Source organism: Austwickia chelonae NBRC 105200, assembly GCF_000298175.1.
Classification (GTDB): Bacteria; Actinomycetota; Actinomycetes; order Actinomycetales; family Dermatophilaceae; genus Austwickia; species Austwickia chelonae.
The window spans coordinates 79,799-104,110 of the sequence record NZ_BAGZ01000001.1 but is presented as its reverse complement, the minus strand read 5'-3'; the positions used below and the strand labels follow the sequence as shown (position 1 = coordinate 104,110).

Genomic DNA, 24,312 nt, shown 5'->3' with positions numbered 1-24,312 from the left:
GAATACTGGACGCATGACCGTTGATCTGGGCTTTCCGTCCTTGCCTGCGCCCACGTTGAACCCGCGTCGTCAGTCCCGCAAGATCCGGGTCGGCTCGACGGCCGTCGGTGGGGATGCCCCGGTGTCGGTGCAGTCGATGACCACCACGGTGACCGCGGACATCAACGCCACTCTTCAACAGATCGCCGAATTGACGGCGTCGGGATGCGACATCATCCGGGTGGCCTGTCCCAGCCAGGACGACGCCGCTGCTCTGCCGGCCATCGCCCAGAAGAGCCAGATCCCGGTCATCGCGGACATCCACTTCCAACCGAAGTACGTCTTCGCTGCCATCGAGGCCGGCTGCGCAGCTGTCCGGGTGAATCCCGGGAACATCCGTCAGTTCGACGACAAGGTCAAGGAGATCGCGCAGGCTGCGAAGGACCACGGCACCTCGATCCGTATCGGCGTCAACGCGGGCAGTCTCGACAAGCGGCTCTATGCGAAGTACGGCGGGCCCACACCGGAGGCCCTGGTCGAATCGGCGGTCTGGGAAGCCAGTCTTTTCGAGGAACACGGTTTCCACGACTTCAAGATCTCCGTGAAACATCACGACGTGGTGACGATGGTCCGCGCCTACGAGCTCCTGGCGAGTAAGGGCGACTGGCCGCTCCACCTGGGTGTCACCGAGGCCGGCCCGGCCTTCCAGGGCACGATCAAGTCCTCCGTGGCCTTCGGGCATCTGCTCGCCCAGGGCATCGGGGACACCATCCGTGTCTCCCTGTCGGCCCCGCCGGTCGAGGAGGTCAAGGTCGGCAACCAGATCCTCCAGTCGTTGGGGCTGAAGCCGCGCAAGCTCGAGATCGTCTCCTGTCCGAGCTGTGGACGGGCGCAGGTCGACGTCTACACCCTGGCCGAGCAGGTCACCGCGGGACTGGAGGGTATGACCGTTCCGTTGCGGGTCGCTGTGATGGGCTGTGTCGTCAATGGCCCAGGTGAGGCGCGGGAAGCCGACCTGGGAGTGGCCTCGGGCAATGGGAAGGGTCAGATCTTCGTGCGTGGCGAGGTCATCAAGACCGTGCCCGAGTCGGCGATCGTGGAGACCTTGATCGAGCAGGCCATGATCATCGCCGAGGAGATGGGTGAGACGGCCGGTGACGGCGAGGGCGACGGTCCTGTGGTCACGGTCGCAGGTTGACGGTGACAGTCCGCGATCGGGACGCCCAGTGAGGCCGTTCGCTGTCCGTAGTGTGCGCCCGGTCGGGGAGTCCGACCGGGCCGCTGCGCTGGAACTCTGTGGACGAGACCCTCTGGCGAATTGTTATGTCACGGCGCGGATGGACGAGGTCAATCTGGATCGGGCCCGAGGCGCGCTGCTGGGGCATTACCCCCGGGGACGTTTGGAAGCCCTGTGCTGGGCCACGGCGAATGTCATCCCTGTGGAGTGCGGCCCGCAGGATGCTGCAGCATTCGGTGACCGGTTGCGGCGGCATCAGCACCGGTATTCCTCGGTCTTCGGCCCGTCCGCGCAGGTCTCCTTGCTGTGGGAAGGGCTTTCCCACAGTTGGCAGGAGCCCTTGGACGTCCGGCCGCACCAACCTTTGCTGGCGATCGGCCCTGAGGACCCTCTCGGCATGGCACCTGATACGAGGGTCCGGCCGGCTCGGTTGGAAGAACTGACCGAGGTGGTCCCTGCCGCCGCGGCCATGTTCACCGAGGAGATCGGCTATCCGCCCTATCAGGACCGTGCCGGGGAAGCCGCCTACCGGTACGCGGTCCAGGGGTTGGTGGTCCGGAAGCATTGCTTCGTCCTCGTCGAGGACGGCCGGGTGGTCTTCAAGGCGGATATCGGCTCGGTCGGGTTGGGGGTGGCTCAGATCCAAGGGGTGTGGGTGGCTCCGGACCGGCGGGGAGAAGGTCTGGCCGCGCCGGCGATGGCCAGGGTCGTGCAACTGACGCGGGCCGAGGCGCCCTGGGTGAGCCTGTACGTCAACGACTTCAACAAAGCGGCCTTGCGCGCCTACGCGAGAGTGGGTTTCCGCCAGGTCGGCGAGTTCGCCACCATCCTTTTCTGACGACGGTGCCGGGCTCGTCCTCGGGGTTTCCTCGCGAGGACATCGAACGTACCGAGGCGCCGGGGACATCGTGGCAGGGGGATATCCTGACGGTCACCAGCCGAGCCCTGCCCGGGTGCCCGCGCACCGGCCGGGCCGCACCATCAGCCGAGGAGAGACCGATGACCGTCCTGCGCATGTCCACCTTGTTCCTGCGGACCTTGCGCGAAGACCCGGCCGACGCCGAACTGCCTGGCCATCGCCTCCTCGTCCGCGCCGGATATATCCGCAGGGTGGCCCCGGGCGTATACACCTGGTTGCCTCTCGGACTGCGGGTGCTGCGTAAGGTCGAGACGGTCGTCCGCGAGGAGATGGACGCCATGGGAGCTCAGGAGCTCCTCTTCCCCGCGCTGCTTCCTCGGGAACCCTATGAGGCCACCAACCGGTGGACCGAATACGGGGAGAACCTTTTCCGGGTCAAGGACCGCAAGGACGCGGACATGCTGCTCGGTCCCACGCACGAGGAGATGTTCACCCTCGCCGTGAAGGATCTGTACAGCTCCTACAAGGACCTTCCGCTCTCCCTGTACCAGATCCAGACCAAGTACCGTGATGAGGCACGCCCGCGCGCCGGGCTGTTGCGTGGACGCGAGTTCGTCATGAAGGACTCCTACAGTTTCGATGTCGACGACGCCGGCCTGCAGGCCAGCTACGACGCCCACCGCGCCGCTTATATCCGCATCTTCGATCGGCTCGGCTTCGACTACGTGATCGTGCAGGCGATGTCGGGAGCGATGGGCGGCTCGGCCAGCGAGGAGTTCCTGGCCGTCGACCCGAACGGCGAGGACACTTTCGTACGCTGCGACGGCTCGGAGTATGCGGCGAATGTCGAGGCTGTCGTGATCCCACAGGCGCCGGCGATGCCTGCCGAGGCCGTGGCTGCGACCCCGGCCAGGGAGCTGGTGCACACCCCGGAATCCCCGACGATCGACGCCCTGGTCGAACGACTCAACGCCGACCGTCCGCGTACGGACGGTCGCGCCTGGACGGCGGCGGACACCCTCAAGCACGTCGTGGTGATGCTCAGGTCCGGCGACGGGTCCAGGACACCGTTGGTCGTCGGGCTGCCCGGGGACCGTCAGATCGACCCGAAGCGCCTGGAAGCCCAGGTCGCACCCTACGAGATCGACGACTTCACCGAGGCTGACTTCGCGTCCTACCCGTCGCTGATCAAGGGGTACATCGGCCCGGACCCGCTCGGTCCCAACCCTGGGCTGGCCGACGAGGACCCGCAGCGGATCCGATACCTGCTGGACCCCTCGGTCGCCGAAGGCTCGTCCTGGGTCACCGGTGGCGACAAAGCCGACTACCACGCGATCAATGTGGTCCTCGGCCGTGACTTCCATGCGGACGGCATCGTCCAGGCCGCTGAGGTCCGGGACGGCGACCCCAGCCCGGACGGAAAGGGCGTGCTCCGCACGGCCCGCGGTATCGAGATGGGCCATATCTTCCAGCTCGGACGCAAGTACGCCGAGGCCTTGGGGCTGAAGGTCCTCGACGAGAACGGCAAACTCGTCACTGTCACGATGGGGTCTTACGGGGTCGGAGTCTCCCGTGCAGTCGCTGCGGTCGCGGAGAACAGCGTCGACGACGCAGGGCTGTGCTGGCCGCGTGCCCTGGCGCCTGCAGAGGTGCATGTCGTCGCTACCGGCAAGGACGACGCCGTCTTCGCCCGGGCCGCTGAGTTGGTCGCCGAGATGTCCCAGGCCGGCCTCGACGTGATCTTCGACGACCGTCGCAAGGTCAGTCCCGGTGTGAAGTTCAAGGACGCAGAACTGGTCGGTGTGCCCACCATCGTGGTGGTGGGTCGAGGCCTGGAGAAGGGCGTTGCGGAGATTAAGGACCGTCGGTCCGGTGAACGCAGAGAGGTCGGCGTGGAGCGCCTGGTCGAGGAAGTCCTCGTCGACGTCCGAGGCGCCTGATCGTGACCGGGCCGGTCTGGTGAAGACCTGGCCGGCCCGGTTCGGCACCGCAGGGGGTGGGATTCGCTTCGAGAAGGGCGGATCCCACCCCTTGCGTGTGGCACGAGAAGGCGGTGGACTCGGCGTTCCTCTTTCAGGGTCAGGCAGATTCGTTGGGCTTCGTCGGTGCCTGACGGATATCGGCTTCGCCCAGGCCGGTCGCGCTGGTCCGGACCTCGTCAGAACCCTCAGTGTCCTCAGGAACCCGTCCGACGTGGTTGAACAGCAGATTCAACAGGATCGCAGTCAGACTGCCCAGGGTGATCCCGGAGCCGAAGATGATCTGTGCCCACTCCGGGACGGCGGTCTTCACATTCGGTTGAGCGGTGACCAACATGGCCAGACCGATACTCGTCGCGACGATCACGATATTGCGGTCACTGGTGAAATCGACCCTCGACAGGGTCTGGATGCCCACCACCGCGACCGTGGCGAACATGGCCAGTGCTGCGCCGCCGAGAACCGGCGCGGGGATCCCGGCCACGACGGCCCCGGCCTTGGGCAGCATCCCCAGCAGGACCATGATCGCCCCGGCAGAGGTGACCACCCAGCGGCTCTGGATCCGGGTCAGCCGGACGAGGCCTACATTCTCTGCGAAGCAGGTGTAGGGGAAGGAGTTCAGGACGCCGCCGAGGAAGGTTGCCGCACCGTCCGCCCGTAGTGCACGGGCGATGTCCTCCGACTCGATCTCCTTACCGACGATCTCACCGGTCGCGAAGACGTCTCCGGTCGTCTCCACCGCAGTGATCAGCATGACCACGATCATGGAGATGATCGCGGCGGCCGAGAAGACCGGCCAACCGAAGTGGAAGGGCGTGGTGACCCCGAACCAGGCCGACTCCCCGAGTGCGTCGAAACGGGCATCGCCCAGCAGATAGGCCACCAGTGTTCCCGCGACCAGCCCGATCAGCACGGCGATCGTCCCCAGGAACCCCCTGAAGAAACGTTGGATGAGTACGATCAGAGCCAGGGTGCCGATCGCGTAGCCCAGGTCCTTCGCCGAGACATCACCCGAAGGTCCCACCCGGTTGGTGGCATCGAGAGCCGCTACCGGGAGCAGGGCGATACCGATGATGAGGATGACCGACCCGGTGACCACCGGAGGGAAGAACCGGATCAGCCTGCTGAAGTACGGCGCGATGAAGAAGGTGAACAGCCCGGCGACGATCACCGAGCCGTAGATGGTGACGAGACCTTGTTCACCGCCCCCGGCAGCGAGACCGATCGCGATCATCGGTGAGACGGCGGTGAAAGTGACTCCCTGGACGAGCGGGAGACGCACACCGACCTTCCAGAAACCGGCCGATTGGATGATGGATGCGATGCCGCAGGTCAGTAGATCGGCATCGATCAGATGGATCAACTGTTGCTGGTTCAACCCGATCGCACTGGCCAACAGGATCGGGACGATGACAGCCCCGGCGTAGAACGCGAGAACGTGTTGGAGCCCGTAGATCGCCAGCTTGGGGACGGGGAGGACCTCGTCGACAGGATGGACCTTGGCGCTCTGATCAGGTCGGACGGTATCGGTCATGGTGCACCTCCAGATGTGCGCGGCACGGCCGCTTCCGCCGAGTCAGCGTCTGGGGCGCGCTGGATTCCACAGGGGCTCCTTTGCCCGAACACGCATGGAGACGGGAACGGACTGTCACCGACGTGGGCTCAGCGACGAGCGTTCCCGCCTTGACAAGTGCTTGCGAGAACACTGTGCCTGAGGAGGCGGTTCTCACCTGGGAACGCCGCGCCGAAGGGTATCACCGATAGACCCATAATGCCGGAATGTCCCATGTCCGGCATGTCATGACCAGCACGGCGAGCGCCGCCAGTGCCGTTAAGGTGACCGGCGTGGACGAGATCTCCCTGACCGCGCTGTTGACCTTGACCGCGGCCGCCTTCTTCGCCGGCTGGATCGACGCAGTGGTCGGTGGCGGCGGGCTCGTCCAGCTCCCCGCGCTCATGGTCGTCCTCCCACACGCGGCACCCGTCCACCTGCTGGCCACCAACAAGTTCGCCTCCGCCTGCGGAACCCTCGCCAGCGCAGCCACCTACGTCCGAAGGGTTCGTCCGGACCCGGCCACCGCGATCCCCCTGGTCGTAGGCGCGCTCACCGGGTCGACGGCCGGTGCTCTGCTGGCCTCGTCGATCCCGAAGTCGGCCTTCTCCCCGCTGGTGCTGGCGGTTCTGGTGCTCGTCGGGGCCTACACCCTGTGGAAGCCATCGCTCGGTACGGTGCAGAGCTTGCGGCATCGCGGAATGAGACATGCCTCAGGTGCAGGGGCGATCGGGCTCGCAGTCGGGACCTGGGACGGCGCACTCGGCCCAGGAACCGGTTCCTTCTTCGTCTTCCTCCTGGCCGGCGTCCTCGGATATGCCTTCCTCCAGGCCACGGCTCTGGCCAAGTTGGCCAATCTGGCCACCAATCTCGCTGCGCTGGCCGTCTTCGTCCCCCAGGGTGCAGTGCTCTGGCAGGTGGCGGTCCCGATGGGTGTCGCCAATGTCGTCGGCGGGTATCTCGGGGCGCGCACGGCCGTCGCCAGAGGACATGGTTTCGTCAGAGTGGTTCTCATCTCGGTCCTGGCAGCGTTCATCCTCAAGATCGGCGGGGACGTCTGGGCCCAGTTCTTCGGGTGAACCGTCGCTGCTGGTTGATTGACGATCGTCCAGTCTCCTGAGACGGTAGGGGCGAGCCGCCGCCGGCGACGAGGTGCATCGGACGCCCGGCCCAGCCGTCGAGAGAAGAGGCATCGATGAACGGGGAAGGCAACGCCTGGGAAGCCGCCGTCGGATGCTCTCGGGCACGCCAACTGTTCCGGGGACACTTCGACAGCGAACCTGCAGGGACCTGGGCAGCCCCCGGACGGGTCAATCTCATCGGGGAACACACCGATTACAACGGCGGACTCTGCTTGCCGATCGCCCTGCCCCATCGCACCTATGTCGCTTTGAGACCCCGCACGGACGACGTCATCCGGATGGTCACCGACCTACCCGGAACCCGCATCTGGACCGGTACGACAGATCTCGTCCGACCCGGTGCCATCACCGGATGGCCGGCCTACTGCTCGGGGCCGGTCTGGGCGCTGAACCAGGACGGCACCGACATCGGCGGCTTCGACGTGGCAGCCGTCTCCTGTGTCCCCGTGGGGGCCGGGCTCTCTTCCTCGGCGGCCATCGCCTGCTCTATGGTCCTGGCTCTCGCCGAGACCGCCGGGCGGAGCGCCGACAGCGACGAAGAACGGGCCGCACTCGCGACATTGTGCGTTCAGGCGGAGAACGAGATCGCCGGCGCCCCGACCGGGGGAATGGACCAGGCCGCGTCCTTGCAGGCCCGAGCCGGTCACGCGCTCCTCCTGGACTGCCGCTCCGGAGAAACCCGTCACATCCCCTTCGATCTGGCAGGAGCAGGGCTCACCCTGCTGGTCGTCGACACCCGGGCGCCACACGCTCTCGTCGACGGACACTACGCCGAACGTCGCCGCACGTGCGAGAACGCAGCCCGACAGCTGGGCGTGGCGAGCCTGCGCGAGGTCGACGACCTACCCGCAGCGGTACGACGTCTGACGGACGACCTGGCCCGCCGCCGGGTCGCCCACGTCGTCACCGAGATCGACCGGGTCCGCCGGACGGTCGACCATCTGACCGCCAGGGAATGGGCGCAGGCCGGTCAGCTGATGAACGACTCACATCGATCGTTGCGCGAGGACTACGAGGTGAGTTGCCGTGAACTCGACGTAGTGGTCGACACCGCGCAACAGGCCGGCGCGCTCGGCGCACGCATGACCGGCGGGGGATTCGGCGGGAGCGCGATCGTCCTGGCCGAAGAGCACGCCGTCGAGGACATCGCCACCGCGATCCAGGACGCCACCCGCTCCCGAGGCCTTCCCGAACCACGGTTCCACCGTGTCCTGGCCGCAGACGCCGCCACCCGGATCGCATGACTGCCCGCTCCGTTGGCGCCGCACCCACCGGCCGCCAGTTCCGGATCCGACGAGGCCGACAACGCGCCGTCGTCACCGAAGTCGGTGCAGCCCTGCGCCGTTACCAGGTCGACGGCGACGACGTGATCATGCCCTTCGGCCGACACGAACTCCCACCGGCCGTCCACGGCGCAGTCCTCCTGCCCTGGCCCAACCGGCTGGGCAACGGCAGCTACGACTTCGACGGGGCCAGCTACCGGCTGCCACTGACCGAACCGGAACGAGACAACGCCAACCACGGGCTGGTCCTGCACACCCGCTGGCAGGCCGTCGACATCCGGTCCGATGCGGTAAGCCTGCAAGTGGACCTGGTCCCACGTCAGGGATACCCCTTCCTGCTCAGCAGTCGCATCGATTACCGACTGGACGAACACGGCCTGGAAGTCCGCCTGCGTACTCGGAACCAGGGTGAACGCACGGCACCCTACGGGGTCGGCTTCCACCCCTGGCTCTCACCGGGCGATGCCTCGATCGACGAGTGCGGGCTGCAGATCGACGCAGACACCTGGGTCGAGACGGACGACCGTCTGCTGCCTGTCCGCGAGACGCAGATCCCGGCACATCTCGACTTCCGTCGCCCCCGCAGACTGGGTCCGACCGTCATCGATGACGGTTTCGTCGACCTCACCAGCGAGGACTCCTCTGTCCGGCTCATCCGGCCGGACGGAAGCCAAGCCGTGTGCTCCGCCCGCGATGGAGTGCGCTGCTGGCAGGTCTGCACCGGGGACGGCATGCCGGGCGGGCGCTCCCGGAGAGGCCTGGCCGCCGAACCGATGACCTGCACCGCGAACGCCATGCAGACCGGCCACCGCCTCCTCCGTCTGACGCCGGGCGAGGAACACCGCACGGGATACGCCCTGACCTTGCTCCCGGCCGGACCGCCCAGAACTCCCTGAGCCCGGCCGGGAACACGCCGGATGTCAGGACGTGCGCCCGGCGACTCGACGCAGCCGCAATCCCTGCGCCAGCAAGGAGGCCGCCATGGACGCACCGATTCCTTCCCCGGCCCGCAGACGCAGACTCAGCAGAGGCTCCGCGCCCAGCTCACGCAGGACCACGCCGTGGGCGCGTTCGCGGCTCTGCTGTCCCGCCACCAGGTAGGCGTGCACCGCAGGTTCCATCTGCCTGGCCAGCAACGCGGGAACGCAGGTGGCCAGGCCGTCCAGTACGACACCGGTGCCGGCTCCGGCTGCGCCGAGGACCACCCCGGTCAACACGGCGAACTCCGCTCCGCCGACCCCGGCGAGCAGATCGACCGGGTCCGCGTCGCGGCCGAGCCGGTCATGCTGCGCCATCCGGGACAGAGCCGCCGAGACGACCTCGACCTTGCGGGCCATGATCGCCGCGTCCGACCCGGCGCCCAGGCCGACGGCCTCCTGGGCCTTCAGCCCGGTCACGGCACAGCTCAGCGCCGCAGCGACCGTCGTATTACCGACCCCGACCTCGCCCAGGACCACCAATCCGGCGCCGGCGGCCTCGGCACCCAGCACGCGTCCAGCCGAGATCAACGACTCGACCTGGGCACGGGATAACGGGTCCTCGTGCATCAGGTCCCCGCCTCGTGCACCATCGACCGGCCGCAGATCCCTGGCCCCGGCTACCGGCCCACCCCGGACCCCCGCGTCGACGACGATCACCTCGAGGCCGGCCCCGGCCGCCGCGACCACCCCCATCGACTCTCCGGCTACAGCAGCGGACATCACATCCCGGGTGACCGACGGAGCATAGGCCGAGACCCCCAGATCGGCCACCGGATGATCAGCCCCGACCAGGACCAAGGTGCCTCCTTCAGCCCGACCTGCGCCGGCCGCGACCAATCGGTCCAGCGCGCGGTCCAGGACCCCCAAGGACCCGGGCGGGGACAACAGGGCGTCGGCCTCGTCGGTCGCCGAGACGACCCGGGACTGGTCGGGCGAGTGCAGATAGTGCAGCGGCGGCTGCGGGAGTCGACCGTCCTCCTGAGGCCACCGTTCGTACACGACCACCTCGTCCAGAGGAAGACGGCGACTCCACGCAGCCCGTTGCAAACCCGGCTCCGGGGGACGTTCGTCAGGCCACCCCAGGCACAACCACCCCAGAGTCTGGACGCCCTCGGGCAGATGGAGCAGATCGGCGAGCTCCTCGGGACGGAAGAGCGTCACCCAGCCCATCCCCAGGCCGTGCGCCCGAGCGGTCAACCACATGTTCTCGATGGCACAGGCACAGCTCCACAGGTCGGCATCGGGGAAGGACGCCCTGCCCAGCACCCCTTCGGCAGGAGCCCTGCGATCGCAGGCCACCACCACGCCCAACGGTGCCTCCCGGAGGCCCTCCAGTTTCAGATCGAGCAGCCGCTGTCCCCGATCTGCCTGCAGACCTGCCGCTTGCTGCAGACGTAAGGAGTCCGCCATGGCTGCAGCCCGTTCCCGGGTGTGCGGATCGGACACGACGATGAACCGCCAGGGCTGACAGTGACCGACCGACGGTCCCAGATGACCCGAGGAAAGCACCTCCCGTACCAGCGCATCGGGAACCGGATCTGGGCGGAACCGGCGGATGTCCCTACGCGCCATGACGACCCGGGCCAGAGCGTCGATCTCGTCCTCGGAGAAGGCCCACCCACGTAGATCCTCGGCGCGCTCCCGGGCGCTGGAGCGGTCGCCGACCGTGGGTACCGGTCGGGGCCAGGAAACACGTCGTCCGTCAGTGGTATTCGTCGTTATGTCGCCGGTCATGACGATCAACCTACTGGTGCAGGACTCCTCGGCGCCGGGAACTTCCGCCTACGTGTCTCCCTGCGGGACCAACCACCACACGGCGAAAGGCGGCAACCAGACCCGGCCGTCCGAACCCGGGCGCACCTCCTGCCCGGTGAGAGCATCCACACATCGGGTCAACCCGAGCGCGGACAACCGGGAACCCGGATGGAAACGCCAGTCCGGAGTCACGTTGTACAACTGCAACATGGTGCCGACCGGGTGCGATCGACGCACCGGGAGCACTCCGGGGTCGTACAGTTCGTCCACCGCCGCCGGCACTCCGGCATGCAGCTGGGGGAGGCTGCGACGGACCCTGGCCAGAGCCGCCAGGTCGGTGAAGGCGATCCCCTCCGACGTGGTGCGATCGTGCCGATAGGCGATCTTCGCTCCGGTCACCCGAGGACGGTGAATCCACCTCCGGTCGCCGTCGTGACCGTCCTCCTGCGCCCAGTGCGGGTCGTTGAGCAACGCCAGCTCGTCGCCACTCCAGATGACCGGCACCCCGCCCCACCCGTAGATCACGGCGTGCGCCAACCGCAGCGCCGCCAGATCCTGCACGGCCGCTTGCACGTCACCGTCTTCCTCGGCCGCTTGCAAACCGATCAACGAGGCCGCTGTCCCGCAGATCCTCCGATCCCCGCTCTGCGGATGATGCTGGAAGACGACCCCTCTTGCCCGCGAACCGGGGAACTCCCCGGAGAACCAGTCGGACAGGAAAGTCCGGTGGGTCGGACCGTGCCAACCCACTCGAACGGCATCGGCGTCGTCGATGGCCCAGCCGATGTCGTCATGGCAACGTAGATAGGTCACCCACACCGCGCCTTCGGGCATCGGCGGCGTCGCGGCGAGCGCCCGGGCCGCCAGACGTGCATCCTTCGTGGCCAGCGCAGACCAGATCTGCACCATGAGGCTGTTGTGATAAGCCAGATTGCTGACCTTGCCGGTCCACCGGCCCTGTCCCAGGTAGGCGGGGAGCTTCTCCGGGCTGACGATCGCCTCGGCCTGGAAGGACACGGCAGGGCAGACGATCCTGGCCAGAGCACGCAAGACCTGCGTGATCGAATGCACCTCGGGTTGCCCCTGACAGTCGGTGCCCTGCCGTTTCCACAGGAAGGCGAGAGCATCCAGTCGCAGGACCTCCACCCCGAGATTGGCCAGGAAGAAGACGAGATCGGCGTACTCGCACAAGACGTCGGGATTCGCCCAGTTCACATCCCATTGGAAGGAGTTGAAGGTCGTCCACACCCACCCGTCGACCTGCTCGTCCCAGGTGAAATTCCCCGGGGAGAACTCGGGGAAGACCTCTGGCAGATCCTGCTCGTAGGCGTCGGGAAGTTCCCGGTCGGGAAAGATATGGAAATAGCGACGGTACTTCTCCTCGCCGGCCTTGGCTCGCATCGCCCAGTCGTGCTGGTCGGCCACATGGTTCAGGACGAGGTCGAGCACCAGCCCGATCCGATGACGACGCAACCGGTCGGTGAGCGCGCGCAGATCGTCCACGGTGCCCAGGTCCGGTCGGACGGTGCGATGGTCGGCTACGGCATAACCGCCGTCGTGCTCCCCTCGCCGCGGCAGGAAGAGCGGCATCAGGTGGAGATAGGTCACGCCCAGTTCCTCGAGGTACCCGATGCGGTCGGCGACCCCGCGCAGGTCGCCGGCAAAACGCTCGGTGTACGCGGCATAACCGACCATCCGCTGGTGGGCGACATGATCGGGGCGCAGCAGACGCTCGTAGTCGAGGAGACGTAGTTCCTCGCTCCGGGAGGCGTGGGCCTCCGCAGCCAGGACGGCCAACCTCTCTGCGACACTTTCGGCCCGGTCGCCGTAGACATCGCGCAGTCCGGCGACCACATCGGGCCACCAACGTCGTCGTCGAGCCTGGTAGAGAGCGTCGTCGTCAGGCCTCTGCGCGGACATGGATCCATAGTGCCGGACAACAGCGGGTAAAACCGATCAGCCACGGACGCAAAGAGATCCAACATTTCGCATCCAAAAATTCTTCGGCACTCAGAAAGCCTCCGGCACGCTTCCGGGACCGTTATCCTGCCGCTGTGCCGAGCCCGACAAAACCGACGGAATTCCCGGTACGTCGCGCGCTCGCGACCGATGCCGACGAGTTCGTCCGGCTCAAGACGTTGATCTTCCGTGCCTGGCCCTTCCCCGTGGACCTCGATATCGAGCCGGAATGGCCCCGACGGTGCGCACAGGTCTACCGGGACCTGCTCGCCGGACCCGGTTTCGCCTCGTTCGTCGTCGACGACCCGAACCGGCCGGGTGCTCTCCTGGGGTGTGTGACCGTGGCCGTCGACCAGCGGCTGCCGATCCCGGGGAGCACCGGACGCGTGGCCTATGTCGCGGATATGTGCACCGTCCCGGAGTTCAGAGGACAGGGCCTGGGGCGTGCTCTGCTCCGCGCGGCCACCCGATGGGCAGGTCACCAAGGCGCAGGGCGTGTCCACCTGTATGCCACTGAACAAGGACGGCGCCTGTACAGCTCGGAAGGTTTCGAGTCGGGCGGCCCGTTCCTCGTCATGGAATGCGGTCTGGGTGGAGCCGACCTGTGAGGACAGGAGCGCGACGGATTCAGAGCGCGTCCCGGGGGATGGTCGCGTACACGTGATGGGCCACTTCTTCGTACGGGTGGGCGGCGATCATCGCTTCCAGTGCGGCGCGGGCCGAGCGGCGAGGGCAGACCACTTCGATCCGTTGTTCCTCGACCGTCTCGAAGGTCCCGACCGAACCGATGGCCGGGTCCGCGCCGTCCTCGGGCATGAAACGTCCCAACCCGTGGGCGGTGAAACTGCAGGCCCGATAATCGCCGATGGCACCGGCGCCGGCGGAGGCTGCTGCGTCACGGACGGCGTCCGCAGCCTCCACCGGGGCGAAGACCACGATGACGACGAGTTCGTCGCGGTCGCTCATGAAGGGTCCCCTCAGCGCAGGCCGGCGAGTGCGGCGTCGTAGTCGGGTTCCTGGGCGATCTCCGGGACGAGCTGGGTGTGCAGCACGCTGCCGTCGGTGTCGACGACGACCACGGAGCGGGCGAGGAGCCCGTGGAGAGGGCCGTCGGCCATCGTCACACCGTAGTCCTGGCCGAAATCGCTCCGGAAGGAGCTCGTGGTGACGACATCGGTGATGCCTTCCGCTCCGCAGAAGCGTCCCAGAGCGAAGGGCAGGTCGGCGGAGACGCAGACGACGACGGTGTTCTCCAGAGACGAAGCCATCTCGTTGAACTTGCGCACGGAAGTGGCACAGACGCCGGTGTCGATGCTGGGGAAGATGTTCAGGACGATGCGTCGACCCTGCAGGGATTCGGAGGTCACCTCGGAGAGGTCAGCCCCGGCCAGGGTGAAGGAGGGGGCGGTGACGCCCTGGGCGGGAAGGTCGCCGACGGTCCGGACAGGGGTCCCTTTGAATGCGGTGGTAGCCATGGAGCCTGTCTAGCAGACGGAACTGGGCTCTGCCCCCGGCGAGGTCCGGCGGGGGCAGAGCCATGCTTCCTACCGCGTTCGACGGTCGTTCTGCTCTGTCGACGGACGGACTCGGGGCGTGGGTCGATTCGGTTCCTCGACCTGGGGTGGACTCTGCTCAACCCTCGATCAGTCGTTGCCCGATGTACTCGCCGGGTTCTGCGCCGGGGGGGACGGCGTAGGAGGCGGAACCGATGTGGTGGGCCCACAGGTTGAGCAGGTCGCTCTCCGCCAGACGCTGCTGGACAGGGACGAAGGCCGCGGTGACGTCTTTCTGGTAGCAGACGAAGATCAGGCCGACGTCTGGCTTTCCTTCGGGGGTGAGTCCGACGTCGTAGTTGTAAGCCCTCCGCATCATCCGTTCACCCTCGTTGCGAGGCTGGGCGCGGGCGGCATGGGCTGCCGGATTGACGACAGGGAATCCGTCGGAATTCTTGGCGAGGCGGTCGACGGGGTCTTTTTCGGTTTTTCCGGTGAGGGGTGAGCCGTCGGAGAGTCGTCGTCCGAAGGCTTCTTCCTTCGCGGCGACCTCGATGTCGTCCCAGGCCTCCATCTCGATGGCCATTCGGCGGATGACCAGGTGGGAACCGCCGACGAGCCATGGGTAGGCCGGGTCGGTGCTCCAGACGACGGAGGCGGTGCGGGCGGGGTCGGACTCGTTGGCGGTGCCGTCCCGCATTCCCATCAGGTTGCGTGGGGTGCTTCCGGCCGGTTCCGTTCCTGGCGCATTCCCGAAACCGGTCTGGACCCAGGCGACGGTGGTGAAGGCCGCGGCATCGCGGACGAGACGACGACGGGCATAGGACAGGGTGACCGGCTCTTCTGAGCAGATCTGAAGGACGAGGTCGGTCTGCCCCCACTCGGGGCGGAGCCGGTCGGTGGCGAACGCGGGGAGGGAAGCCAGCGCGGGTGGGATCGCCTGCGGTTTGCCGACGGCGTCCAGGAGTCCTTTCCCGAAACCGAAGGTCACGGTGAGCCTGGCCGGGAGTTGAGCGATGTCGGCCTCCAGAGCGCCGAGCGGCGCCCGGCCCTGGGTGAGACGGGCGGCGTCGTCGGTGAGCATTCGTAGGAGGGAGACCACGTCCTCACGGGTGGACCCTGGACGCAGATTAAGACCGATGAAGCTGCCGTGCGCTTGTTGGCCGGTGAGGATGCCGGACTGGTGCGCACCGTGGAAGGGTTCTCGTCGGGGCCCGTGCAAGGGGATGGCATCGGCGGAGACCGTCGCGGGTGTGCTTGTGGCGCCCCAGGCGTGGCCGAGGACCCCGCCGGCGAGGGCGCTTCCGGCGGCGACGGCGCCCCCGCCGAGGAGCCGACGCCGGGAGATCCCGGCGTGGTCCCCGGCGGGGGGTGTGACGGCAGGGGTGGGTGTCACTTCGTGGTCGCTGTCGGGGTGGAGGGATGGTAGTTCTCCGGAGGCGCGGTGAATTGCTTCGCGGGGGCGGAGAACTGCAGCGTTTTACCGTCCTTGGTGTGCAGGGTGAATTTCACCTCTGCTCCGATGGGCAGGGCCCGGGTCATCTTCATCAGCATGATGTGGTTGTCGTAGGGCTTGAGTTCCAGGGTCTGCCCGGCTTTGATGACGAAGCCGTCCTTGATCTCCCGCATCGCTTTCTTGCCGTCGATCGTGACGGTTTCGTGCAGCTCGGTCATCATCGAGGCATCCTGTTCGGCCTTGGTGATCGTGATGTCCCGGTCGGTGGTGTTCTTGATCCGGCCGAAGGCCCCGGTCATGGCGTCCGGGGACAGTTCGGGGGCGGCTTTGACCCAGGCATCGCTGACGGTGAGGCCGGACGGGTTCTGGGATGTGGAACTGCTGGCGTTGCTCTGCGTCGTCGCTGCGTTCTTCTTGTCCTCCTGCGGTTGTCCGCAGCCGGCCAGGGCAAGCGCTGCACAGCAGGCCAGGGCGAGGATTCGGGTACGTGCTGTCATGGGTTGTTCGTCCTCTGTGGTGGTCCGTGGATGGGAGGGGAACCGGACACGGCTCTTCTCCGGGGGTGCCCACCTCGCTCCGACGGAATACCCGGAGGGAGGGGCCTCAGGTCGTCCGCGGGCAGCGTGGGCGGGCGTGGTCCTGGTCGAGGACGGGCCCGCACCGGGAAGTGGTGGTCCGGGGCTTTTCCGGGGGCCCTCGAACCGGTGCCATGGCGAGGACGTCCCGGCCGTGACGGACGAGGACGTGGGCGTGCGGGATGAGGACGGGGGAGGGGATGTTCGGGGTGACGAGGCGGGGTAGCCGGAGCAGGAGTTTCCTGGCTGCTGCCCACAGGGAGCGTTCTCCCCAGCCGAGGAGGAGCGCGGTGAGCGCGACGACGAGCAGGTGGGTGCAGAACATCTGTGTCGTGGGGAGCAGATGCGGGAGGTCCGTGGCCGGGGTCGCTGCTTCGACGCCCTGGAGGAGGACGTGTGGGTGCGAACCGTGTGGGGTGGGGTGCCCGTGCTGGTTGGTCGGGGGGAGGGTGGAGGCTGTCGGATGGGCGTGTGACAGGTGGAAGAGCAGGTGGAGCGCACCTTGGATGAGGGCCAATGCGGTGAACAGGGAGGTGATCCCGCGTTCGACCTTGGTGAACCACAGCCCGGTGATGGTGAGCGGGATGACCGCCAGGGTCAGCGCTGCCGGAGAGGGCATGTGCCCCCCGCCGTAGGCGTGTCCGAGGGCGCCCAGCAGGAGGCTGGACGTGACGAAGACGCCGAGGCGTGTCAGTCGCAGCTGTCCGCGGGCAGGGTGGACCATGCGGACAGGCTAGTGTCCGAGGGGGCGGATAGGGGCGGAGCGACCTGGGCTTCTTGGGCTTTTTCAGCTAGCGGCGGGTCAGTCCGGGAAAAGCCCTGGGCGGGGAGCCGAAGGCCATGGCATGGGTCTCCGCTGAAGTGGCCCAGGTGAGCAACGAGACGAGTACTGGGGTGTTTCCCGCTGCGGAGGGTGCTTCGGCGAGGAACCCGTCGGTCAAGGCTGCCAGCGCTCTCCGGCACAGGGCGGTCACACTCTCCTCGTCGGTGAGGGGAGCGGGCAGGGGATAGCCGCTGGGTTCGGGCAGGCTCTCGTTTCCGACGGAGGGTTGCACCCAGAGTCTTGTCGTGTGGATCCATCCCAGAACTGAGAGGATCCGTCGTCGTAACGGTTCGGTGGCGCGCGCGGCTGCGGTGCTCAGACCGTATTCTGCCGAGCGTAGGGTTGCGGAGATCCGTGCTGCTTGGCGTGCGTCGGCGACGGCCTGGGGCCGTTGAGGGTCTGGTGTTCCACCGAGGGTGGGGAGTGCGACGGAGCGTTGGACCCGTAGGGAGAGGATGAGCCCGAGCTCTTCGGGCGCGAGTGTTCCGAGCTCGGTCAGTTCTTCGGGGGACAGGCCGGCGGCTTCTGCGAGGAGGAGTCCGTCTCCGGGTTTGGGTACGGCCGGGAACCGGTTTTTGTCTTCGGGGTTCTCCTCGAATTCGCGAAGGCGTGCGACGAGTACCTTCTCTTGTTCTTGGTGCAATTTCTGGAGGAGCTGTGCCGGGATTTGGTGTGATCCTGCGGTGGTTTTCCTGGCTGTTTCCAGGGCTCTGCGGACGCGGACGAGTTCTCGATGGACGGCTGCCGCGCGCGGGTCGAGGCTGCGGTGGGCGACCAGGGGGAGGTCAGGAGCCGTGGGCTCGACCCGCAGGACCTGGCTGGCGAGAATTGCTAGCAGGCCGCCTCCGCCGAGCACCAGCATCCGGCGTCGGGGCAGGATTGCCTTGCTAGGTACGGGAAAGCGGGTCAGCTTGTCCAGCAAGGTCGGTGGCCTGCTGGTGATGATCGGCGCCGGCGGGATCTCGGGGAGCTGCGGCGGTGCGAGGGGCTCCGTTGGCGCAGCGGGGGCAGGGGGCTTGATGCGATTGAGCGGAGCTGTGGATTCTTCCTTGGCCGGGGTGGACTCTGGACCGTCCTGGTTCGCCCGGCTTGGTTCGGCAGGTTTCTTCGGAGCGGTGCTGGTCGTCGGTGTGTCTGCCTCGCAGGGGGTGTCCTGGTTCCCGTTACGTTCGTCGGCCGGCGTCGTCTTTTTTTTCGGCGGGGAGGTCTCACGAGCCTTTTCGGCGTGCTTCTTCAGGGGCACCGGAACAGTGGCGGACTCTGCCTCGTTGGGGGTGGGCGTGGCTTTCTCGGGTGCCTTTTCTCCGGCCGTGTCGGCCTGCGCATTCGAGGGGACCTCTGCGGTACGGCGGTCCGTCTGTTTCCGGACGGGGCGCGAGTCGGGTTCGTGATCGGGCTTCATCGCCTTGTATCCTCCCATCCTTTGTGTACTGCGACGCGGGGACCGTCGGCGTGTGTATCGAATCAGGTCCCGCGCACGGATAGAGTGGCCGAGTAGGAGGTCCGCAGATCGCGGGCCTCTCCGGATGAGAAAAGAGCGGGAGCACGCATGACGATCAGCGATCAGGCCGCACAGGTCGTGAGCGTGACCGCTCCGGCGGTGGCTGCGCTGGGACTGCTCGTGGAGGATGTCTCCCTCACACCTGCCGGGAAACGACGTACGGTGCGTATCACCATCGATCGCGATCTGGGTTATTTGGACCCGGGGGACGACACGAGCGCCGTCCCTCCGTTGACCTTGGACGAGATCGCTGAAGCCACTCGGGCGGTGGATGCTGCTCTGGACGAGTACGAGCCGTTGGGTGCTGCGCCGTATTCGCTGGAGGTGACCTCTCCAGGTGTCGATCGCGCTTTGCGTGAACGACGGCACTACCGTCGTAATGTCGGGCGGTTGGTGGACTTCGACCTGGGGGAGGGCGGTCGGCTGACTGCTCGGATGGTTGCGGTGGGCCCACAGGTCCTGACGGTCGTTCCGGAGTCCGGTGAGCAGCGTGAGATCGAGCTGTCCGAGGTCGTCCGCGCCCGCGTGCAGGTGGAATTCGGGCATGCCCCAACCGACGACGAGGAGTCATGATGGATATCGACCTTGCCGCACTGCGGGCTCTGGAACGGGAGCGTGACATCTCGCTCGATGTGATCGTGCCCGCGATCGAGCAGGCCCTTCTGCTGGCCTATCACCGCACGGAGGGCGCCTATCGGATGGCCCGGGTCGATCTGGACCGTAAGACGGGGCATGTGATCGTCTGGGCCAGGGAAGACGCGCCTGTCCTCGAGGACGGGTCACGTGGCGAGGCGGGTCCCGAGTTCGACGACACTCCCGAGGGGTTCGGCCGTGTCGCTGCCTCCACCGCCCGTCAGGTGATCGTCCAGCGCATGCGAGAGCTCGAGGACGACGCGGTCCTGGGGGATTTCCGTGGTCGTGAGGGCGACATCATCACCGGCGTGATCCAGCAGAGCCAGGGGCGTACGGTCCTGGTCGACCTGGGCACGGTCGAAGGTGCCCTTCCCCTGGCTGAGCAGGTGCCAGGTGAGGTGTACAAGCACGGTGAGCGAATCCGCTGTTATGTGGTCAGTGTCAAACGTGGGCCGAGCGGACCACAGATCGGACTCTCCCGTACGCATCCGAATCTGGTCCGCAAGCTGTTCGCATTGGAGGTTCCGGAGATCGCCGACGGGACGGTGGAGATTGCGGCCTTGGCCCGTGAGGCCGGCCATCGCACCAAGATCGCGGTGCATGCGACCGTCCCGGGAGTGAACGCGAAGGGCGCCTGCATCGGCCCGATGGGCGCCCGGGTCCGGGCAGTGATGGCTGAGCTGCGCGGGGAGAAGATCGATATCGTCGATTATTCGACGGATCCGGCCTATTTCGTGGCAGCAGCATTGTCTCCGGCTCGAGTTTCCTCGGTGGAGGTCGTCGATCCGAAGCTGAGGGCAGCGCGCGTGATCGTTCCCGATTACCAGTTGTCGCTGGCGATCGGCAAAGAAGGGCAGAACGCACGCCTTGCGGCTAAGCTCACCGGTTGGCGGATTGATATCCGTCCCGACACCGCGGTGGCCAAGGAAGGCGTCGCTGAACCTGCGGCTGAGGCCGATGGGCCGAGTGGGGTCTGAGACGGGGGAACGGGTACGATGAGTGAGGCCGCTCCCGCCGGTCCGGTGCGCATGTGTGTTGGTTGCCGCGGGCGGGATGCCCGGTCGACGCTTCTGAGGGTTGTCGTGATAGCACGCGAAGGCTCCCCTTCGCTGGTCATTGACCGTGCGCGATGCCTTCCTGGCCGTGGCGCGTGGGTTCACGCGCGGGTCGAGTGCGTCGATCTTGCCGTTCGCCGCAAGGCGTTCGGTCGGGCTTTGCGAGCCACGATCGGTCTCGACCCAGCCGAAGTCCGGGAACAGATCGTGAAGTTGGCCGTACAGGAGCAGCTGGACACCGGCGCCGAGGGCGTCGGCCGATGAGAACCGGAAGCGGGTTTGACGCTGATGAGCACGCGATGAGTACTCAGCAATGAGCACTGCCCAGCTTTGAACATGGTTCGCGCCTCGACGGGCTCGGACCATAGACAGGAGAGAAGTGGCTAAGGTCCGGGTCTACGAGCTCGCGAAAGAGCTCGGAGTCGAGAGCAAGGTGCTGCTCGAGCACCTGAAGTCAAATGGTGAGTTCGTCCGTTCGGCGAGCTCGACCATCGAGCCTCCCGTAGTACGTAAATTGCGTGAGAATTTCCCTGCCGAGCTGGCTGGCAAGGGGGGCGGCGCTGCGGCGCCCCGCCCGGTCCCCGGTCCGCCTCGTCCGATGGCGAAGCCTGGCCCGATGGCCAAGCCCGGTCCCGTGGCCAAGCCGAGCGCGCCGCCCGCGCCGGTGAAGCCCTCTGTGCCGGCTCCGCCTCCGCCTGCTGCCCCGGCAGTTCCGGCAGCTCCCTTCGTAGCTGCCCCCGAAGCGGCTGCGGCGCCTGCGCCCGCTGCACCGGCCAAATCTGCCGCACCTGGACCCAAACCAGGCCCTGCGGTGCCCAAGCCGGGGCCGAAGCCTGTTCCGAAGGCGCCCGCGCCCAAGCAGAGTGGTGGACAGCGCACCTCAGGTGCGACCCCGGGTCCCCGCCCGGGAGGCGGACGTCAGCAGGGCGGTGCCCGTCCTGGTCCTCGTCCGGGTGCACCTCGCCCCGGTAACAACCCCTTCGCCTCGAGCCAGGGCATGCGCTCCGGCCGGGAGTCGAACCCTCGTCCGGGGAACAACCCCTTCGCCTCTCGTCAGGGCATGCCCCAGCCGGGGCAGCCTCGTCAGGGCAATGCCGGCACCGGTGGTCCTCGTCCTGGCGGCCCTCGTCCGGGCGCTCCGGCGTCGGGCGGTCCTCGTCCTGGGGCTCCGCGTCCCGGCGGGGTGCGGCCCAACCCGGGGATGATGCCGGACCGTGCTGCGGTTCCGCGTCCGGGTGAACGTCCTGCGCGTCCAGGTGGTGGTCGTCCCGGCGGCGGCGGTGGTCGTCCCGGTGGCGGCGGCGGCTTCGGTGGTCGTCCCGGTGGCGGCGGCGGTCGTCCCGGCGGGCCCGGTGGCCGCGGGGGCACGCAGGGTGCTTTCGGTCGTGGCGGCGGTCGTAACAAGCAGCGCAAGAGCAAGCGTGCGAAGCGTCAAGAGTTCGAGCAGATGCAGGCGCCCACGATCGGTGGGGTCAGCGTTCCTCGCGGTGACGGTTCCACGGTCATCAGGGTGCGCCGTGGCGCCTCGCTGACCGACTTCGCCGACAAGATCAACGCCAACCCGGCGAGCTTGGTCACGGTGCTCTTCCACCTCGGAGAGATGGCGACAGCTACACAGTCCCTCGACGAGGAGACCTTCAAGATCCTCGGTGAGGAGCTCGGCTACGACATCCAGGTCGTTTCGCCCGAGGACGAGGAGCGCGAGCTCTTCGGGTCCTTCGGGATCGACCTCGATGCGGAGACCGGTGGGGAGGACGACTCGTTGCTCGAGCCACGGCCTCCGGTAGTGACGGTCATGGGTCACGTCGACCACGGTAAGACCAGGCTGCTGGATGCGATCCGGCATGCGAACGTCATCGCCACCGAGGCCGGCGGGATCACCCAGCATATTGGCGCCTACCAGATCATCCGTGAGCACGAGGACGTCCGTCGGCCGATCACCTTCATCGACACCCCGGGTCACGAGGCCTTCACCGCGATGCGTGCGCGTGGGGCCAAGGTCACGGATATCGCGATCCTCGTGGTAGCGGCGGATGACGGTGTCATGCCGCAGACCATCGAGGCCTTGAACCACGCTCAGGCCGCCGATGTGCCGATCGTGGTGGCGGTGAACAAGATCGACGTCGAAGGGGCTAACCCGGCGAAGATCCGTCAGCAGCTCACCGAGTACAACCTCATCGCCGAGGAATACGGCGGTGACACGATGTTCGTGGATGTCTCCGCGAAGCAGCGTCTCAATATCGACGAACTGCTGGAAGCCGTGCTGCTGACCGCGGACGCTGCTCTGGACCTGCGGGCCAACCCGGACAAGGACGCCCGAGGGGTCGCGATCGAGGCCAATCTCGACCGTGGCCGGGGTGCCACGGCCACCGTCCTGGTGCAGTCCGGAACGTTGTGCGTCGGTGACTCGATCGTGGCGGGCAGTGCGCACGGTCGAGTGCGTGCGATGCTCGACGAGCACGGCAATCACCTGGACGTGGCCTTGCCGTCGCGTCCGGTCCAGGTCCTGGGCCTGTCGAGCGTGCCGCGAGCGGGTGACACCTTCATCGTGGCGCCCGACGATCGGACTGCACGTCAGATTGCGGAGAAGCGGGAAGCCGCTGATCGTCAGGCCTCCCTGGCGAAGGCACGCAAGCGGATCAGCCTCGAGGACCTGAACCAGGCCCTGGCCGCTGGCAAGGTGGAGACGCTCAACCTGATCCTCAAGGGCGATGTCTCCGGTTCCGTGGAAGCGTTGGAAGATGCGCTCCTCCAGATTGATGTCGGCGAAGAGGTCGATCTGCGGATCATCGATCGAGGCGTCGGCGCGATCACGATGAACAACATCAACCTGGCCATGGCGTCCAACGCTGTGATCATCGGCTTCAACGTCAGGGCCGAGGGTCAGAACGCCGAGTATGCCGAGCGAGAAGGTGTGGAGATCCGGTACTACTCGGTGATCTACCAGGCCATCGAGGAGATCGAGGCTGCGCTCAAGGGCATGCTCAAGCCGGAGTTCGAGGAGCACGAGACCGGAACCGCTGAGATCCGGGAGATCTTCCGCTCCAGCAAGTTCGGCAATATCGCCGGATCCTTGGTCCGCTCGGGCGAGATCAAACGTGGCGCAAAGGCCCGGATTACCCGGAATGGTGTCGTCGTGGCCGAGAACATCGAGGTGGCCGGTCTGCGGCGCTTCAAGGATGATGTCACCGAGGTCCGTGAGGGCTACGAGTGTGGTATCAACTTGGGCTCCTTCAACGACCTGCAGCTCGACGACCTCATCTCCACCTACGAGATGCGCGAGAAGCCGAGGAGCTGACCCGCACATCTACCTCAGGACCGTCCGGCGTACATCGAATTCTCGATGTACGCCGGACGACCGCCAACAGCGGTCCGAAGCTCTACCTCCGAGAACGTGCGGTGGGTTGGAGCGGCCCGGGTCTTTCAGCATGAACCAATATGGAACGTTCCCGGTCTGCGATGCTGGTCGTAGCAGGCCGGGATACCCGTTTTCTGCCGAGGTGAACGTCATGGCGGCCCATGGGCTGTCGATGTCGTGCCACGGCCCGAACGAAAGGAGCCCTCTCATGGCCGATCCGGCACGGGCCCGCAAGATCGCCGACCGTATCAAGGTGATCGTCGCGGAGACCTTGGAACATCGCATCAAGGACGAACGTCTGGGCTTCATCACGGTGACCGATGTGCGGGTCACCGGCGACCTGCAGCAGGCGTCGATCTTCTACACGGTTTTCGGCAGTGAGAACGAGCGTGAGGAGACCGCAGCCGCTTTGGAGGCGAACAAAGGGCGGATCCGCTCGGCGGTCGGCAAGGGGCTGGGAATCAGGCTGACACCGAGCCTGGAATTCGTGGCCGACGCGATCCCCGAGGGCGCTGCCCACCTCGACGAGCTCCTGGTGATCGCGAAGCAGCATGACGCCGAGATCGCCAAGGCCGCAGCAGGCGCCTCCTACGCCGGTGAGGCCGACCCTTACCGGAAGCCTGCTGCCGACGAGGACGCGCTGGAGTCAAGGCCAGACCAGGTCGGTCCCTCTTCTTCCGAGCGGGGTTGAGC

At 66.9% G+C, this 24,312-nt stretch carries 20 protein-coding genes and 1 pseudogene; 12 read left to right on the top strand and 9 right to left on the bottom strand.

Features of this window, described 5'->3' with window-relative positions; translation table 11 throughout:
- The first annotated feature begins 13 nt into the window (after nucleotides 1-13).
- The 3 genes from ispG (at nucleotide 14) to AUCHE_RS00435 (ending at nucleotide 4,015) form a co-directional block, all read left to right on the top strand.
- Complete coding sequence (ispG, locus tag AUCHE_RS00445) at nucleotides 14-1,177, top strand: flavodoxin-dependent (E)-4-hydroxy-3-methylbut-2-enyl-diphosphate synthase (protein ID WP_006501279.1); 1,164 nt, start codon at nucleotides 14-16, stop codon at nucleotides 1,175-1,177.
- Between the two features lie 28 nt (nucleotides 1,178-1,205).
- The gene (locus tag AUCHE_RS00440; RefSeq protein ID WP_245706841.1) at nucleotides 1,206-2,054 is read left to right on the top strand and encodes a GNAT family N-acetyltransferase; all 849 of its coding nucleotides are present in this window, start codon (nucleotides 1,206-1,208) and stop codon (nucleotides 2,052-2,054) included.
- A gap of 161 nt (nucleotides 2,055-2,215) precedes the next feature.
- Nucleotides 2,216-4,015, top strand: coding sequence for a proline--tRNA ligase (locus tag AUCHE_RS00435; RefSeq protein ID WP_006501277.1), 1,800 nt, complete (start codon nucleotides 2,216-2,218; stop codon nucleotides 4,013-4,015).
- Between the two features lie 139 nt (nucleotides 4,016-4,154).
- Here AUCHE_RS00435 and AUCHE_RS00430 read toward each other — a convergent pair whose 3' ends face one another.
- The gene (locus tag AUCHE_RS00430) at nucleotides 4,155-5,588 is read right to left on the bottom strand and encodes a nucleobase:cation symporter-2 family protein (RefSeq protein WP_006501276.1); all 1,434 of its coding nucleotides are present in this window, start codon (nucleotides 5,586-5,588) and stop codon (nucleotides 4,155-4,157) included.
- A 311-nt stretch (nucleotides 5,589-5,899) separates the two neighbouring features.
- Between AUCHE_RS00430 and AUCHE_RS00425 the strand changes: the two genes are divergently transcribed.
- The 3 genes from AUCHE_RS00425 to AUCHE_RS00415 all read left to right on the top strand — a co-directional run bounded on the left by AUCHE_RS00425 (nucleotide 5,900) and on the right by AUCHE_RS00415 (nucleotide 8,927).
- The gene (locus tag AUCHE_RS00425) at nucleotides 5,900-6,685 is read left to right on the top strand and encodes a sulfite exporter TauE/SafE family protein (RefSeq protein ID WP_006501275.1); all 786 of its coding nucleotides are present in this window, start codon (nucleotides 5,900-5,902) and stop codon (nucleotides 6,683-6,685) included.
- 116 nt (nucleotides 6,686-6,801) lie between these two features.
- Complete coding sequence (gene galK / locus AUCHE_RS00420; RefSeq protein ID WP_006501274.1) at nucleotides 6,802-7,992, top strand: galactokinase; 1,191 nt, start codon at nucleotides 6,802-6,804, stop codon at nucleotides 7,990-7,992.
- Nucleotides 7,989-8,927 (top strand): aldose 1-epimerase family protein, encoded by a 939-nt coding sequence (locus AUCHE_RS00415; RefSeq protein WP_006501273.1) that lies wholly within the window; start codon nucleotides 7,989-7,991, stop codon nucleotides 8,925-8,927. The genes galK and AUCHE_RS00415 overlap by 4 nt, the downstream gene beginning before the upstream one ends.
- 24 nt (nucleotides 8,928-8,951) lie before the next feature.
- Here the strand turns inward: AUCHE_RS00415 and bluB are convergent, their stop codons facing one another.
- Both bluB and AUCHE_RS00405 read right to left on the bottom strand, forming a co-directional pair.
- Nucleotides 8,952-10,745 carry a 5,6-dimethylbenzimidazole synthase gene (gene bluB / locus AUCHE_RS00410; protein ID WP_006501272.1) on the bottom strand — a complete coding sequence of 598 codons (1,794 nt, stop codon included), beginning with the start codon at nucleotides 10,743-10,745 and terminating at the stop codon, nucleotides 8,952-8,954.
- A 48-nt stretch (nucleotides 10,746-10,793) separates the two neighbouring features.
- Entirely contained in the window at nucleotides 10,794-12,686 is a 1,893-nt protein-coding gene (locus AUCHE_RS00405) for an alpha-amylase family protein (RefSeq protein ID WP_006501271.1), read from the bottom strand.
- 134 nt (nucleotides 12,687-12,820) lie between these two features.
- Between AUCHE_RS00405 and AUCHE_RS00400 the strand changes: the two genes are divergently transcribed.
- On the top strand, nucleotides 12,821-13,333 hold the full coding sequence (locus AUCHE_RS00400) for a GNAT family N-acetyltransferase (RefSeq protein ID WP_006501270.1): 513 nt from the start codon (nucleotides 12,821-12,823) through the stop codon (nucleotides 13,331-13,333).
- 19 nt (nucleotides 13,334-13,352) lie between these two features.
- On the opposite strand, the gene AUCHE_RS00395 is transcribed toward AUCHE_RS00400, so the two are convergent.
- From AUCHE_RS00395 to AUCHE_RS00370, 6 genes are all read right to left on the bottom strand, one after another.
- Nucleotides 13,353-13,691: a hypothetical protein gene (locus tag AUCHE_RS00395; RefSeq protein ID WP_006501269.1), complete on the bottom strand. Its 339-nt coding sequence runs from the start codon at nucleotides 13,689-13,691 to the stop codon at nucleotides 13,353-13,355.
- A gap of 11 nt (nucleotides 13,692-13,702) precedes the next feature.
- Complete coding sequence (tpx, locus tag AUCHE_RS00390; RefSeq protein WP_006501268.1) at nucleotides 13,703-14,200, bottom strand: thiol peroxidase; 498 nt, start codon at nucleotides 14,198-14,200, stop codon at nucleotides 13,703-13,705.
- 157 nt (nucleotides 14,201-14,357) lie between these two features.
- On the bottom strand, nucleotides 14,358-15,614 hold the full coding sequence (locus tag AUCHE_RS00385) for a Dyp-type peroxidase (RefSeq protein ID WP_006501267.1): 1,257 nt from the start codon (nucleotides 15,612-15,614) through the stop codon (nucleotides 14,358-14,360).
- Nucleotides 15,611-16,171: a copper chaperone PCu(A)C gene (locus AUCHE_RS00380; protein WP_006501266.1), complete on the bottom strand. Its 561-nt coding sequence runs from the start codon at nucleotides 16,169-16,171 to the stop codon at nucleotides 15,611-15,613. Before AUCHE_RS00380 ends, AUCHE_RS00385 begins: the two co-directional genes overlap by 4 nt.
- Before the next feature lie 106 nt (nucleotides 16,172-16,277).
- Entirely contained in the window at nucleotides 16,278-16,973 is a 696-nt protein-coding gene (locus AUCHE_RS00375; RefSeq protein ID WP_006501265.1) for a hypothetical protein, read from the bottom strand.
- A 67-nt stretch (nucleotides 16,974-17,040) separates the two neighbouring features.
- A complete protein-coding gene (locus tag AUCHE_RS00370) occupies nucleotides 17,041-18,474 on the bottom strand; it encodes a hypothetical protein (protein ID WP_006501264.1) in 1,434 nt (477 codons plus the stop codon).
- A gap of 147 nt (nucleotides 18,475-18,621) precedes the next feature.
- Between AUCHE_RS00370 and AUCHE_RS00365 the strand changes: the two genes are divergently transcribed.
- From AUCHE_RS00365 to rbfA, 5 genes and pseudogenes are all read left to right on the top strand, one after another.
- Complete coding sequence (locus AUCHE_RS00365; protein WP_006501263.1) at nucleotides 18,622-19,146, top strand: ribosome maturation factor RimP; 525 nt, start codon at nucleotides 18,622-18,624, stop codon at nucleotides 19,144-19,146.
- Nucleotides 19,146-20,183, top strand: coding sequence for a transcription termination factor NusA (gene nusA / locus AUCHE_RS00360; protein WP_006501262.1), 1,038 nt, complete (start codon nucleotides 19,146-19,148; stop codon nucleotides 20,181-20,183). The genes AUCHE_RS00365 and nusA overlap by 1 nt, the downstream gene beginning before the upstream one ends.
- An 18-nt stretch (nucleotides 20,184-20,201) precedes the next feature.
- Nucleotides 20,202-20,408, top strand: a pseudogene (locus AUCHE_RS17855) (YlxR family protein); the annotation flags it as partial.
- A 232-nt stretch (nucleotides 20,409-20,640) separates the two neighbouring features.
- A complete protein-coding gene (gene infB / locus AUCHE_RS16005; protein WP_006501260.1) occupies nucleotides 20,641-23,559 on the top strand; it encodes a translation initiation factor IF-2 in 2,919 nt (972 codons plus the stop codon).
- 268 nt (nucleotides 23,560-23,827) lie between these two features.
- Nucleotides 23,828-24,310, top strand: a complete 483-nt coding sequence (gene rbfA / locus AUCHE_RS00345; protein WP_006501259.1) for a 30S ribosome-binding factor RbfA — start codon at nucleotides 23,828-23,830, stop codon at nucleotides 24,308-24,310.
- The last annotated feature ends 2 nt before the right edge of the window (nucleotides 24,311-24,312 follow it).

Coding starts and splice junctions, on each gene's coding strand:
- AUCHE_RS00430 (WP_006501276.1), bottom strand. CDS start 5,588: ATGACCGATACCGTCCGACCTGATCAGAGCGCCAAGGTCCATCCTGTC.
- bluB (WP_006501272.1), bottom strand. CDS start 10,745: ATGACCGGCGACATAACGACGAATACCACTGACGGACGACGTGTTTCC.
- nusA (WP_006501262.1), top strand. CDS start 19,146: ATGGATATCGACCTTGCCGCACTGCGGGCTCTGGAACGGGAGCGTGAC.
- ispG (WP_006501279.1), top strand. CDS start 14: ATGACCGTTGATCTGGGCTTTCCGTCCTTGCCTGCGCCCACGTTGAAC.
- AUCHE_RS00365 (WP_006501263.1), top strand. CDS start 18,622: ATGACGATCAGCGATCAGGCCGCACAGGTCGTGAGCGTGACCGCTCCG.
- rbfA (WP_006501259.1), top strand. CDS start 23,828: ATGGCCGATCCGGCACGGGCCCGCAAGATCGCCGACCGTATCAAGGTG.
- AUCHE_RS00380 (WP_006501266.1), bottom strand. CDS start 16,171: ATGACAGCACGTACCCGAATCCTCGCCCTGGCCTGCTGTGCAGCGCTT.
- AUCHE_RS00375 (WP_006501265.1), bottom strand. CDS start 16,973: ATGGTCCACCCTGCCCGCGGACAGCTGCGACTGACACGCCTCGGCGTC.
- AUCHE_RS00395 (WP_006501269.1), bottom strand. CDS start 13,691: ATGAGCGACCGCGACGAACTCGTCGTCATCGTGGTCTTCGCCCCGGTG.
- tpx (WP_006501268.1), bottom strand. CDS start 14,200: ATGGCTACCACCGCATTCAAAGGGACCCCTGTCCGGACCGTCGGCGAC.
- AUCHE_RS00405 (WP_006501271.1), bottom strand. CDS start 12,686: ATGTCCGCGCAGAGGCCTGACGACGACGCTCTCTACCAGGCTCGACGA.
- galK (WP_006501274.1), top strand. CDS start 6,802: ATGAACGGGGAAGGCAACGCCTGGGAAGCCGCCGTCGGATGCTCTCGG.
- AUCHE_RS00415 (WP_006501273.1), top strand. CDS start 7,989: ATGACTGCCCGCTCCGTTGGCGCCGCACCCACCGGCCGCCAGTTCCGG.
- AUCHE_RS00435 (WP_006501277.1), top strand. CDS start 2,216: ATGACCGTCCTGCGCATGTCCACCTTGTTCCTGCGGACCTTGCGCGAA.
- AUCHE_RS00370 (WP_006501264.1), bottom strand. CDS start 18,474: ATGAAGCCCGATCACGAACCCGACTCGCGCCCCGTCCGGAAACAGACG.